11 protein-coding genes are annotated in these 12,327 nt (G+C 61.5%); 3 read left to right on the forward strand and 8 right to left on the reverse strand.

Annotation, left to right across the window (positions count from 1 at the left end; genetic code table 11):
• Positions 1–3 precede the first annotated feature (3 nt).
• The 4 genes from QZR30_RS17075 to miaB form a co-directional block, all read right to left on the reverse strand.
• A complete protein-coding gene (locus tag QZR30_RS17075; RefSeq protein ID WP_005791724.1) occupies positions 4–843 on the reverse strand; it encodes an HlyC/CorC family transporter in 840 nt (279 codons plus the stop codon).
• Between the two features lie 42 nt (positions 844–885).
• Entirely contained in the window at positions 886–1,344 is a 459-nt protein-coding gene (ybeY, locus tag QZR30_RS17080) for an rRNA maturation RNase YbeY (protein ID WP_056846383.1), read from the reverse strand.
• Positions 1,337–2,341: a PhoH family protein gene (locus QZR30_RS17085; RefSeq protein ID WP_046069674.1), complete on the reverse strand. Its 1,005-nt coding sequence runs from the start codon at positions 2,339–2,341 to the stop codon at positions 1,337–1,339. The genes ybeY and QZR30_RS17085 overlap by 8 nt, the downstream gene beginning before the upstream one ends.
• 127 nt (positions 2,342–2,468) lie before the next feature.
• Positions 2,469–3,794 (reverse strand): tRNA (N6-isopentenyl adenosine(37)-C2)-methylthiotransferase MiaB, encoded by a 1,326-nt coding sequence (gene miaB, locus QZR30_RS17090; RefSeq protein WP_311903725.1) that lies wholly within the window; start codon positions 3,792–3,794, stop codon positions 2,469–2,471.
• A 130-nt stretch (positions 3,795–3,924) separates the two neighbouring features.
• Here miaB and QZR30_RS17095 point away from each other — a divergent pair, with 130 nt between their 5' ends.
• Positions 3,925–4,251, forward strand: coding sequence for a DUF1820 family protein (locus QZR30_RS17095; RefSeq protein WP_003194436.1), 327 nt, complete (start codon positions 3,925–3,927; stop codon positions 4,249–4,251).
• Between the two features lie 41 nt (positions 4,252–4,292).
• On the opposite strand, the gene QZR30_RS17100 is transcribed toward QZR30_RS17095, so the two are convergent.
• The 4 genes from QZR30_RS17100 to QZR30_RS17115 form a co-directional block, all read right to left on the reverse strand.
• The gene (locus QZR30_RS17100; protein WP_046069672.1) at positions 4,293–4,847 is read right to left on the reverse strand and encodes a tetratricopeptide repeat protein; all 555 of its coding nucleotides are present in this window, start codon (positions 4,845–4,847) and stop codon (positions 4,293–4,295) included.
• A 226-nt stretch (positions 4,848–5,073) separates the two neighbouring features.
• Positions 5,074–6,357 carry a glutamate-1-semialdehyde 2,1-aminomutase gene (gene hemL, locus QZR30_RS17105; RefSeq protein WP_311903726.1) on the reverse strand — a complete coding sequence of 428 codons (1,284 nt, stop codon included), beginning with the start codon at positions 6,355–6,357 and terminating at the stop codon, positions 5,074–5,076.
• Between the two features lie 11 nt (positions 6,358–6,368).
• Complete coding sequence (thiE, locus tag QZR30_RS17110) at positions 6,369–6,998, reverse strand: thiamine phosphate synthase (protein WP_124413120.1); 630 nt, start codon at positions 6,996–6,998, stop codon at positions 6,369–6,371.
• Between the two features lie 32 nt (positions 6,999–7,030).
• The gene (locus QZR30_RS17115) at positions 7,031–7,828 is read right to left on the reverse strand and encodes a hydroxymethylpyrimidine/phosphomethylpyrimidine kinase (RefSeq protein ID WP_046069670.1); all 798 of its coding nucleotides are present in this window, start codon (positions 7,826–7,828) and stop codon (positions 7,031–7,033) included.
• Between the two features lie 275 nt (positions 7,829–8,103).
• Between QZR30_RS17115 and QZR30_RS17120 the strand changes: the two genes are divergently transcribed.
• Together QZR30_RS17120 and QZR30_RS17125 are read left to right on the forward strand one after the other, a co-directional pair.
• On the forward strand, positions 8,104–10,503 hold the full coding sequence (locus tag QZR30_RS17120; protein ID WP_311903727.1) for a hybrid sensor histidine kinase/response regulator: 2,400 nt from the start codon (positions 8,104–8,106) through the stop codon (positions 10,501–10,503).
• Between the two features lie 124 nt (positions 10,504–10,627).
• Positions 10,628–12,280 (forward strand): acyl-CoA dehydrogenase family protein, encoded by a 1,653-nt coding sequence (locus QZR30_RS17125; RefSeq protein ID WP_311903728.1) that lies wholly within the window; start codon positions 10,628–10,630, stop codon positions 12,278–12,280.
• Positions 12,281–12,327 lie beyond the last annotated feature (47 nt).

The following is a 12,327-nucleotide window of genomic DNA, read 5'->3' on the forward strand; positions in this document are numbered from 1 at the left end:
TCCTTAGCGGGCAATAGGTGTCAAACGGATCAGATGGATACGACGACTATCGGCATTCAAAATGCGGAAGCGATAGGCGCCAATCTCGGTGGTTTCGTTACGCTTGGGCAGATGCCCGAACGCACTCATCACCAGGCCGCCGACCGTGTCGAACTCGTCGTCGGAGAATTCGCTGTCGAAAAACTCGTTGAAGTTCTCGATCGGCGTCAGCGCCTTGACCAGGAAGTCACCGCTGGGCAGCGGCTTGATGTAGCTGTCTTCTTCGACGTCGTGCTCGTCTTCGATGTCGCCGACGATCTGTTCCAGTACGTCCTCGATGGTCACCAGGCCCGCCACGCCGCCGTATTCGTCGATCACAATGGCCATGTGATTGTGATTGGCGCGGAATTCACGCAGCAGCACATTCAGGCGCTTGGATTCAGGCACGAATGTGGCCGGACGCAGCAGGTCCTTGATGTTGAAGCTGTCGCCGTTTTCCTTGAGGATCAGCGGCAGCAGGTCCTTGGCTAACAGCACACCCATGACGTCGTCATGGCTTTCACCGATCACCGGGTAGCGCGAGTGCGCCGAGTCGATCACGGCCGGGAGGAATTCCCGTGGGGTCTGGGTCGCCTTGATGCTGATCATCTGCGAACGCGGGACCATGATGTCCCGTACTTGCAGGTCAGCCACCTGGATGGCGCCTTCGACGATGGCCAGCGCTTCGCTGTCCAGCAACTTGTTCTGGTGGGCCTCGCGCAGCAACTCCAGCAGCTCCTGGCGGTTTTTCGGCTCGTGGGCAAAAGCCTGGGTCAGTTTACCCAGCCATGACTTCTGCCCGTTGCTCGATCGGTCTTCGCTCATAGCGATTACTCTAAATCCTTTGATATGACAGTTGAGTGTTGATCAGCTTTCGTCGTCTGCGTACGGGTCGCGATGACCCAGTTCGGCAAGCAACGTTCGTTCCAGTGCTTCCATTTCCTCGGCTTCGTCATCGTCTATATGGTCGTAGCCCAAGAGATGCAAGCAGCCGTGGATGACTAGATGGGCCCAATGGGCCTCAAGTTCCTTGCGTTGTTCCTTCGCCTCGCGCTCGACCACTTCGACGCAGATCACCAGGTCGCCCAGCAACGGGATATCCAGCAGCTCGTCGGGTACGTCGGCAGGAAAGGACAGCACGTTGGTCGCGTAGTCTTTCTGGCGCCAGGTATGGTTCAGCTCGCGGCCTTCGGGCTCGTCCACCAGGCGAATGGTCAGTTCCGAGTCGGCGCTGCGCTGGCGCAGGGCCAGGGCGCACCACTGGCGGAACTGGGCTTCGCTGGGGGCGGGCGCTTCGGTGGCCAGCTGCAGGTCAAGCTCAAGCATCGCGGCGAACGTCCTTGGCCGGTGCGTCGTCCTTGTGGTCGAAACGCTCATAGGCTTCGACAATGCGCTGCACCAGAGGATGGCGCACCACGTCCTTGGGCATGAAGTGCGTAAAGCTGATGCCCGGCACGTCCTTGAGCACCTCGATCACCTGCGCCAGCCCGGACTTGGTGCCCTTGGGCAGGTCGACCTGGGTGACGTCACCAGTGATCACGGCGGTGGAACCGAAACCGATGCGGGTGAGGAACATTTTCATCTGCTCGACCGTGGTGTTCTGGCTTTCGTCGAGGATGATGAAGCTGTTGTTCAGCGTCCGCCCACGCATGTAGGCCAGCGGGGCGATCTCGATAACCTGGCGCTCGATCAGCTTGGCGACGTATTCAAAGCCGAGCATCTCGTAGAGTGCGTCGTAGAGCGGGCGCAGGTAAGGGTCGATTTTCTGGGCCAGGTCGCCGGGCAGGAAGCCAAGCTTTTCGCCGGCCTCGACCGCCGGGCGCACCAGCAGGATGCGTCGCACCTGCTCGCGCTCCAGGGCATCGACCGCACAGGCCACGGCCAGGTAGGTCTTGCCGGTACCGGCTGGGCCGATGCCGAAGTTGATGTCGTTGCCGAGGATTTCCTTGACGTACTTCTGCTGATTCAAGCCGCGTGGGCGAATCATGCCTTTTTTGGTACGCAGGGCCACGCTGGCTTCGGCCACCGGGTTGTTGGCCAGGTCTTCCACGGCGGACTCCTGCAGGTACAGGTGCACCGTTTCCGGCGACAGCTCACTGCCCTTGGTCTCGCGGTAGAGGCGACGCAGCAGGTTTTCTGCAGACGTGGTGTGCTGGGGTTCACCAATGAGTTCGAACTGATTGCCGCGGTTGCGGATCTCGATGCTCAGGCGTTGTTCGATCAGGCGCAGGTGCTCGTCGAACTGTCCGCACAGGTTGGCGAAACGGCGAGCCTCAAAAGGCTCGAGGAGAAAACGATGGGGTTCTGCTATGGGTGCGTTCAAGGTTGCTTTTAGCCGCCCTTTGGCTGATGAGGTGAGAGAGAGAATAACGCCAGTGGCGCGGGTACGAAAGCACTTACGTCATCGGAATGTTGCATTAGGCCCCTCCCACATTTTGATCTGCAAATTATTACACCAGAGACCCGCGCAGCGAGTGCGGTTGCGCCGCATCGATGTGCACATTGGCAAACTGGCCGATCAGGGTGGGGTCATCGCAACGGAAGTTGACGATGCGGTTGTTCTCGGTACGGCCCTGCAATTCACCCGGGTCCTTTTTCGAGTAATCCGTAACCAGGATGCGCTGGATCGAACCGACCATTTGTCGGCTGATCTCGAAACCCTGTTGGTTGAGGCGATGTTGCAGCGCGTTCAAACGCTCCTTTTTCAGCGCTTCCGGGGTTTCATCCAGTAGGTCCGCGGCCGGTGTACCTGGGCGTTGGCTGTAGACAAACGAGTAGGAGAAGTCGAAACCGACGTCCTCGATCAACTTCATGGTCTGTTGGAAATCTTTCTCGGTTTCGCCCGGGAAGCCAACGATAAAGTCCGAACTGATGCAAATGCCCGGTACTGCGGCGCGCAACTTGCGCAGCTTGGATTTGTATTCCAGCGCCGTGTGGTTGCGCTTCATCGCCGACAGGATGCGGTCCGAGCCCGATTGCACCGGCAAGTGCAGGTGCTTGACCAACTCCGGCACTTCGGCGTGGGCCTGGATCAGGCTGTCGGAAAACTCCAGCGGGTGCGAGGTGGTGTAGCGAATGCGCTCGATGCCGTCGACGGCGGCGACCACGCGGATCAGCTCCGCCAGGTCGGCCAGGCGCCCGTCGTGGGTCAGGCCACGGTAGCCGTTGACGTTCTGGCCCAGCAGGGTCACTTCACGCACGCCGTTTTCAGCCAGGTGGATGATTTCCGATAGTACGTCGTCAAACGGCCGGCTGACTTCTTCACCGCGGGTGTAGGGCACCACACAGAAGGTGCAGTACTTGCTGCAGCCTTCCATCACCGACACGTAGGCGCTCGGCCCGTCGATGCGCGGTTCGGGCAGGTGGTCGAATTTCTCGATCTCCGGGAACGACACGTCCACCTGGGGCAGCTTGGTGATGCGTGCGGCGTCGATCATGTCAGGCAGGCGGTGCAGGGTTTGCGGGCCGAAGACCACGTCGACATAGGGCGCACGATCACGGATCGCAGCGCCTTCCTGGCTGGCCACGCACCCGCCGACGGCGATCACCATGTCCGGGTTGGCCAGTTTCAATTCGCGCCAGCGGCCCAGCTGGGAGTACACACGGTCCTGGGCCCGCTCGCGGATCGAGCAGGTATTGAGCAGGATCACGTCGGCATCTTCGGCGCGGGCGGTGACTTCCAGGGCCTGGTGTTCGCCCAGCAGGTCGACCATGCGCGAGCTGTCGTACTCGTTCATCTGGCAACCGTGGGTTTCGATATAAAGCTTCTTGGCCATGGGAATCGTCAACTGGTGGTAAAGAACCGCGCATTATAGGGGGCATGCCCATCGGTTCCTAGCGCTGTGCATCGGGTGCCATGCTATAGTTCGCGCCCTCTTTTATATCCCCATGTGTTCCGCGCCCACCATGACCAAACGTGAAGCTCCAATCTACAAGGTGATTTTCCTCAACCAGGGCCAGGTGTTCGAAATGTACGCCAAGCAGATCTATCAAAGTGATCTGTGGGGCTTCCTGGAAGTGGAAGAATTCGTCTTTGGCGAGCGCACCCAGTTGGTCGTCGACCCGGGCGAAGAAAAGCTCAAGGCCCAGTTCGAAGGCGTGGTGCGCAGTTTTGTGCCGATGCATTCGATCGTACGCATCGATGAAGTCGAGCGCCTGGGCACGCCGAAGATCAGCGAGGCGCGGGGCACTAGCAATGTCATGCCGTTTCCGATGCCGATGCCTGAGAAGTAGGGCGTTAGACCGATGGCAATAGAAGAAGGGGCTAGCCGAAATCAGGGCAGGGGTGAGAAGGGCGAGCGCCCATCGGCACTCTGCAGTTCCTGCAGGTAATTGCGGAAAATCTGCCCCAGCACCTGGGTAGCCACTTCCAGCTCATCGCGCTGCATGTGCTCGGCGACTTCGTCGGCAGTATCCAGTGCGTCTTCGGCGCCGTTGACCGCGGCCATTTTCAGCACGATGTACGCCTGCACGTTATTGGCCGGCACGCCTTCGCCGCGGAAGAACATGTTACCCAGTTGGAACTGCGCCTGGGCATGACCCTGCAACGAGGCTTTCTCGAAGTAGCTCAACGCTTTGTTGAGGTCGACGGCCGGGTTCTTGCTGTCGTGGTAGTACTCGCCCAACTCGTATTGTGCCTGCGCATCCCCGTCATCAGCCTGTTTCTGGCACGCGCTCAGCGCTTCGGCCTGGCTGTCTGGCTGGGTATTGAGGGTGCAACGACCCATCGCTGGGATTAACAACGAGTTGCCGCCTGCCTGGGCATGTGCCAGCAGTGGCTGAAGGAGCAACAGGCAGCCCAGAACCAGGGTGCGGCCGGTGCGTTTCATGGGAATCGACTTACCTCTGACGGGGCACGCGGACTCTCGGGGGAGTCCAATCAGCGCGCATTATGAAATAAGCAGGCCCCTGCTTACAAAGTCTTTACTCGTTTTTCTGCTGCTTGGGCAAGTTATCTGCCGGTTTGCAGGATAATTCTCGAAAAATGTAGGGAATATCTGTAGGCAAAGTAGCAAATCTGACGCCGCCCGGGGCAACGTCAGAGAGTGCCGTTACTTATTTCAGGGCCGCGAAGGCGCGTTCGGCAGCATCGAGGGTCAGTTTCAGCTCGGCTTCGCCATGGGCGATCGAGGTGAACCCGGCTTCGAAGGCACTCGGCGCCAGGTACACGCCGCCTTCCAGCATCAGGTGGAAGAAGCGCTTGAACAGGTCGGCATCGCTGCCCATTACGTCATCAAAGGTGACGATATCGTCGGCGCCGCTGAAATACAGGCCGAACATGCCGCCAGCCTGGGTGGTGACAAACGGGATACCGGCGGCATCGGCGCGTTGTTGCAGGCCGTCGAGCAGGCGGGTGGTGTAGTCGGTCAGCTCGGCGTGGAAGCCCGGGCGGCTGATCAGGCGCAGGGTGGTCAGGCCGGCGGCCATTGCCAGCGGGTTACCCGACAAGGTGCCGGCCTGGTACACCGGGCCCAGGGGGGCGATGTGCTGCATGATTTCGCGCTTGCCGCCGAAGCAGCCCACCGGCATGCCGCCGCCGATGATCTTGCCGAAGGTGCTCAGGTCCGGCGTAACGCCGTAGTGCGCCTGGGCGCCGCCGAGGGCGACACGGAAACCGGTCATCACTTCGTCGAAGATCAGTACCACGCCGTGTTTGTCGCACTGCTCGCGCAGACCCTCAAGGAAACCCGGGGCCGGCGGTACGCAGTTCATATTGCCGGCAACCGGCTCGACGATGATGCACGCCACGTCCTGGCCGACTTCGCTGAGCATCTGCTCGACGGCGGCGATGTCGTTGAACGGCAGGGTCAGGGTGTGCTTGGCAAAGGCTGCCGGCACACCGGCAGAGTTCGGCACGCCCTGGGTCAGCGCGCCGGAGCCGGCTTTCACCAGCAGGCTGTCGGAATGGCCGTGGTAGCAGCCTTCGAACTTGATGATGTTGTCGCGGCCGGTGAAACCCCGGGCCAGGCGGATGGCGCTCATGGTGGCCTCGGTGCCGGAGCTGACCATGCGCACCATTTCCATCGACGGCACGATCGAGCAGACCAGGTCGGCCATCTCGGTTTCCATGGCGGTCGGTGCGCCGTAGGACAAGCCGTGTTGCAGCTGCTGGCGCACTGCGTCCAGTACGTCCGGGTGGCTGTGGCCGAGGATCATCGGGCCCCAGGAGCCGACGTAGTCGACATAGCGCTTGTCATCTTCGTCGGTGACATAGGCGCCTTCGGCATGCTTGAAGAACAACGGCGTGCCGCCCACGCTCTTGAACGCACGCACGGGGGAGTTCACACCGCCGGGGATGTGCTTCTGGGCATCGGCAAACAGGGTTTCGGAACGGGACATGATCGGGCTCTCTAAGCTGAATATTTAAGAAGGTCGTTGAAGGCGCGGGCGCGGCGCGTGACGTCCTGGGTGCTGTCGGCACCGAACAGGCCGTGCACCACCGCCAGCAGGTCGGCACCGTGGGCCACCAGCGGTTCGGCGTTGTCCAGGGTGACGCCGCCGATCACGCAGATCGGCAGCTGCAAGCGCCTGCGGGCCTGGGCCAGCATTTCAACGGTGGCGGCAGGCGCGCCGGGTTTGGTCGTGGAATTGAAGAAGCGACCGAAGGCGACATAACTGGCGCCTTCCTTGGCGGCCTGTTCGGCCAGTTCGATCTGGCCGTGGCACGTGGCGCCGATGATCGCCTTGGAGCCCAGCAGTGCACGGGCCGGGGTCAGTGGGCCGTCGGTCTGGCCTAAGTGCACACCAACGCCCAGGCGCGCCGCCAGCTCGGCGTCGTCGTTGATGATCAGTTGGGTCTTATAGCGGGAACACAATTCGTGCAGTTTTTCCGCTTCACGCAGGCGCCGCGCTTCGTCGCTGCTTTTGTCACGGTACTGCAACAAGGTCACGCCGCCGTCCAGTGCTGCCTCGACGTAGGCGAGGAACTTGCCGGCCAAGAGCTGGCTGTCGGTAATGGCGTAAAGGCCACGTAGTTTCATCGGGCAAGCCCCTTGCTGTGAAAGGCGATAGGTTACGAGCAGAAATCCAGCGGCAACCGACGCGGCACGTACTGGCCCTGGCCGAGTTGCTCGGCGTCACGCAGGGTGCGCCAGGTGTAGTTGAGGGCCGATTGCACGGCGCTGGCCAACGCCTCGCCCTGGGCAAGGCGACCGGCCAATGCACTGGCCAAGGTGCAGCCCGAACCGTGATAGCTGCCTGGCAAGCGCTGGCAGGTAAAGGTGCGGCGCGTGCCGTCGCGGCTGTACAGGCGGTTGTGCACTTCATGCTCGTCGCCATGGCCACCAGTGATCAGCAGGTGCTTGATGTACGGCAACAGCTTCTCGGCGCACTCGTCCGCGCTGCCGTCGGGCAACTCGGCGAGGATGCGGGCTTCCGGCAGGTTGGGCGTGGCGATCAACGACAGTGGCAACAGCCGTTCGCGCATCGCGTAGCCGACTTCGTCCTTGCCCAGGCTACCGCCGCCGCCGGCGCGCAGCACCGGGTCGCAGACCACCGGCAGATGCGGGTGCGCCTGCAGCAGTTCGACCACGGTATCGACCATCGCGGTGGAGCCGAGCATGCCCAGCTTGACTGCCGCCACTTCGGAGTCACTGAGCACGGCATTGGCCTGGGCCATGACCCACTCGCGGTCAAGCACGCGGAAGTCACTGACATTGACCGTATTCTGCACGGTCAGGGCGGTGACGGCCGCAGCGGCGTGGCAGCCCTGGGCGAGCAGGGCTTCGATATCTGCCTGCAGGCCGGCGCCACCACTGGGGTCGTGGCCGGAGAGACAGAGGACAACGGGGCGAGAGCTGTAGATATTCATGGTGCGCGAGCTTACCACCAAACGCTTTTGGCGTGGCCGTCTGGCGATGGTTGAAGTCTGCCCGCAGTTACGACGTTTTTCTGCGGCTCGAACCTGCGGTTTAAATGCTGAAAGCCTCGATCCAGAGCCTTTCAAAAAAATATTTCAATGCTGTCCAATGGCCTTTAATGGCTATGCTAAAGTGCATCCAAACAACTTACTGTATCGCCGGTGTACGTCTTCTCAAAAGGAATGGGGGGCTTTTGACACAGCCGGACAGGCCACGCTGGGGCTTTATGCGCTATTTGCTGATCTTTATCTTGTGCGGGCTGCCGATGCTTGCCGGCGCCGTCGAGTTCAACCCGGACACGCGAAGCCTGCCGCTTGGCCAGGTCATGCAAGTGCTCGAAGATCCCACCGATACCCTCACCATCGCCGATGTCAGCTCCCCCGCCTACGCCGCACAGTTCAAGACCCATGACAAAGTCACCCTCAACGCCGGCTATTCGCGCTCGGTGTTCTGGCTCAAGGTCAACCTGCATTACACCGCCAAGGATCCCCGTGCACCACGCGCCTGGTTTCTGGAGCTGGCCTACCCGCCGCTCAATCGCCTGGACCTCTACCAGAGCGACAGCGCCGGTTACTACCGGCTGACCGCCCGCACCGGCAGCGCCTTGCCGTTTTCCAGCCGTGAGGTGAGCCAGAGCAACTACTTGTTCAAGCTCAACTTCCTGCCCGACCAGCAACAGACCCTCTACTTGCGCCTGCAAAGCCAGGGCTCGATCCAGGCGCCGTTGACGTTATGGGCGGGTACGGCATACCTGGAAGAACAGCCGCTGCGCTTGTATGTGCTTGGGGCGATCTATGGTGTGTTACTGGGCATGTTGATCTACAACCTGTTCATCTATCTGAGCGTGCGCGACACCAGCTACCTTTATTACATCCTCTATATCGCATCGTTCGGTTTGTACCAGCTCTCGGTCAACGGCGTCGCGGTGCAGTACTTCTGGCCCAACAACCCGTGGTGGGCGAACGCGGCGGTGCCGTTCCTGATCGGTTCGGCGGCGTTGTTCGGCAGCCTGTTCGCCCGCAGCTTCCTGCATACCGCGCAGCACAGTCGCTGGATCAACCGGATGCTGCTGGCGCTGGCGGCCTGTGGTGGGTTGGTGATGGCGCTGGCGCTGCTGACCAGCTACGCCGTGGCCCTGCGCCTGGCCACGGGCCTGGCGCTGGTATTTACCGTGACCATTTTTGTCGCCGCCATCAAGGCCTGGTACTGCGGGCAGCGTATGGCGCGCTACTTCATCATCGCCTGGTCGGCGTTCCTGCTTGGCGGGGTGGTCAACACCCTGATGGTGCTGGGTTACCTGCCTAACGTGTTCCTGACCATGTATGCCAGCCAGATCGGCTCGGCTATTGAAGTGGCGCTGCTGTCCCTGGCCCTGGCCGACCGCATCAACGGCATGCGTGAGCAGCAGGCGCAAATCCTCCTCGACGCCAGCCAGAAGCTGGAGGCGCTCAACCAGCAACTGGCCCGCAGTAATCGCCTCAAAGATGAATTCCTCGCCACCCTGACCCACGAACTGCGCACGCCGATGAACGGTGTGATCGGTTCTCTGGAGCTGATGCAGACCGTCCCCCTGACCGATGACCTGGCGCAGTACCAACAAACCGCCGCCGGCTCGGCGCGGGACATGATGCGCATGGTCAACGGCATCCTCACCCTGACCGAATTGCAGGCCGGCCGCCTGGTGGCGCAGCCCCAAGTGTTCAGCCTGCGTGGGGCGCTTGATACTGTGCGCCAGCAGTTCACCGCCAGTGCCCAAGCCAAGGGCCTGGAGTTTTCCATCGACGTCGCGGATGAACTGCCGGACCGGGTCATCGGCGATGCGGGCAAGCTGCTCCAATGCCTGGATTGCCTGTTGGACAATGCGTTCAAATTTACCCACATCGGCGTTGTGCGCTTGCGTGTGGTCGGTGTGCCTCAAGCGGATGGCGGATTGCACCTGAGCTTTATCGTGACCGACACCGGTATCGGTTTTGCCTTTCTCGACGAGGCCACGCTGTATCAGCGCTTCTTCCAACTCGACGGCTCGACGACCCGCGAGTACGGGGGCCTGGGCATTGGCTTGGCGATTTGCCGGCAGTTGATTGAACTGCAGGGCGGGCGTTTGACCCATCATTCGGAGCCGCGCAAAGGCAGCCGCTTCCAGTTGGAAGTGGACGTCGGCCTTGCGCCTGCGCAACCCAAGCAGCGCGCGCCGGGGCACCACGCCCAACGTTTGCCCCATGAATGCAAGGTGCTGCTGGTGGACGACAACAGCGTGGGCCAGTTGGCGGTGCGTGGCATGCTGCTCAAACTGGGCTACCAGGTCAAAACCGTGGATAACGGCCCGGCCGCACTGGCAGAACTGCAAGGTGAGCGTTTTGATGCAGTACTGCTGGACGTACCTGAAGGTGGTTTCTCGTTGTGCTGTCAGATTCGTGCTTTGCCCGGCTGCGGTGAGTTGCCGGTGATTGCCCTGACTACCTCGCCCGATGGGCCGGAACGTGAGCGTTGCCACGGTATCGGCATGACTGATCGCCTGGCCAAACCCCTGCGTTTCGACGCCTTGCAGGCCGTGCTGGAGCGCCATGTGCTGTGCACGACAGAGGGCGAAAGCGCCGAACATTCGGCGGGTATGCCACTTTTTTGAGCGTGAGGTCGGTGCTTAACTGAAATAACCGGCCTCAATCGAACGGTGCCTTGTGTAGGCGCGAGCAAGCTTGCTCCTACAGACAGCCTGAAATCGATGTGGCCTTATCTCCAAGAGGCCCGTCATGAACCTGCATCAGTTTGCTGAAACCCACGACGTCACCAACCAGCCACCGTCCCTGGACGGCACCAACCTTTACCGCATCGATCTGCCCCTGCAAGAATGGTCGCGCCGCTTTGGCGCTGGCTGGGCGCAATCGCGTATCGATGCCTACGGTGCACTGGCCGGTGGGCCGTTGATGGAAGCCGGGTTCCTGGCGAACCAGAACAAACCGGTGTTCAGCAGTCATGACCGTTATGGTCATCGCATCGACCTGGTGGAATTTCACCCGGCCTATCACGAGCTGATGCGCACCGCCGTCGAGCATGGCCTACCGTCGTTGCCCTGGGCTGATCCGCAATCCGGCGCCCATGTGGCGCGTGCGGCGATGACCTACCTGCACAGCCAGGCCGAAGCCGGTACCGGTTGTCCGTTGACCATGACCTTCGCCTGCGTCCCGGCCCTGCGTTTGCAACCGGAGCTGGCGGACCTCTGGTTGCCGAAGATCCTCAATACCCAATACGACCCGCGCAATGTCGGTATCGCCCACAAGGCCGGCGCCACCATCGGCATGGCCATGACCGAGAAGCAGGGCGGCACCGACGTGCGCGCCAACACCACTCGCGCTTACCCCGTGGGCGCGAGCGGCCCCGGCCAGGCCTACGAACTGGTGGGCCACAAGTGGTTCTGCTCGGCGCCGATGTGCGATGCCTTCCTGACCCTGGCCCAGACCGACAAGGGCCTGACCTGTTTCCTGCTGCCCCGGCATCGCCCGGATGACACGCGCAATGAGTTCTATATCCAGCGTTTGAAGAACAAACTCGGCAACTGCTCCAATGCCTCCAGCGAAGTGGAGTTTCGCGGCGCCCTGGCCTGGATGGTCGGCGAAGAAGGCCGAGGCGTACCGACCATCATCGAAATGGTCGCCATGACCCGCTTCGATTGCATGGTCGGCTCCAGCGCCTTGATGCGCCAGGCGCTGACCCAGGCCAGCCATCACTGTGCCCACCGTTTAGTCGGTGGCCGCGTACTCGGCGAACAACCACTGATGCAAAACGTCTTGGCCGACCTGGCCCTGGAAAGCGAAGCGGCCCTGGCCTTGAGCCTGCGCATGGGCCGCGCGCTGGATCATCTTGATAATGAGCAGGAAGCCAAGTTCGCCCGGCTGGTCACGGCGGTGGGCAAGTATTGGATCTGCAAGCGTGCGCCCGCGATGATCAACGAAGCCGCCGAATGCATGGGCGGTGCCGGGTATGTGGAGGACAGCATCCTGCCGCGCCTGTACCGTGAGGCACCAGTGAATTCAACGTGGGAAGGCTCAGGTAACGTGCAGTGCCTGGACGTGTTGCGCGCATTGTCGAAAGAGCCGGGCGTGCTGGAGGCGCTGTTTGTCGAACTGGGCGATGGGCATGGCGACCAGCTGTTGACGCGGCATATCGAGCAACTGAAGTCGGCTTTTATGGACACCCAGGACATTCAGTACCGCGCACGGCAGCTGACTGAGGATATCGCCGTGGCGTTGCAGGCCAAGTTGTTGTTGGAGGCCGGGAATGCGGCGGTCAGCGATGGGTTTATCGCCAGCCGGTTGGGCGAATCGTCGGGGCGTGTGTACGGTACCTTGCCGCGAGGGGTGGATGTAGACGCCATAGTCGCGCGCTCAACCCCGCCATCCCCCTGAATAAACACGGTCAACTGTAGGAGCGAGCTTGCTCGCGAAAAACGTCA

The organism is Pseudomonas sp. rhizo25, assembly GCF_031931935.1.
Lineage (GTDB): Bacteria > Pseudomonadota > Gammaproteobacteria > Pseudomonadales > Pseudomonadaceae > Aquipseudomonas > Aquipseudomonas synxantha.

What these genes read in the sequence shown, in the direction of transcription:
- QZR30_RS17075 (WP_005791724.1), bottom strand. Translation starts at nt 843, where the DNA reads ATGAGCGAAGACCGATCGAGCAACGGGCAGAAGTCATGGCTGGGTAAA.
- ybeY (WP_056846383.1), bottom strand. Translation starts at nt 1,344, where the DNA reads ATGCTTGAGCTTGACCTGCAGCTGGCCACCGAAGCGCCCGCCCCCAGC.
- miaB (WP_311903725.1), bottom strand. Translation starts at nt 3,794, where the DNA reads ATGGCCAAGAAGCTTTATATCGAAACCCACGGTTGCCAGATGAACGAG.
- QZR30_RS17095 (WP_003194436.1), top strand. Translation starts at nt 3,925, where the DNA reads ATGACCAAACGTGAAGCTCCAATCTACAAGGTGATTTTCCTCAACCAG.
- QZR30_RS17100 (WP_046069672.1), bottom strand. Translation starts at nt 4,847, where the DNA reads ATGAAACGCACCGGCCGCACCCTGGTTCTGGGCTGCCTGTTGCTCCTT.
- hemL (WP_311903726.1), bottom strand. Translation starts at nt 6,357, where the DNA reads ATGTCCCGTTCCGAAACCCTGTTTGCCGATGCCCAGAAGCACATCCCC.
- thiE (WP_124413120.1), bottom strand. Translation starts at nt 6,998, where the DNA reads ATGAAACTACGTGGCCTTTACGCCATTACCGACAGCCAGCTCTTGGCC.
- QZR30_RS17115 (WP_046069670.1), bottom strand. Translation starts at nt 7,828, where the DNA reads ATGAATATCTACAGCTCTCGCCCCGTTGTCCTCTGTCTCTCCGGCCAC.
- QZR30_RS17120 (WP_311903727.1), top strand. Translation starts at nt 8,104, where the DNA reads ATGCGCTATTTGCTGATCTTTATCTTGTGCGGGCTGCCGATGCTTGCC.
- QZR30_RS17125 (WP_311903728.1), top strand. Translation starts at nt 10,628, where the DNA reads ATGAACCTGCATCAGTTTGCTGAAACCCACGACGTCACCAACCAGCCA.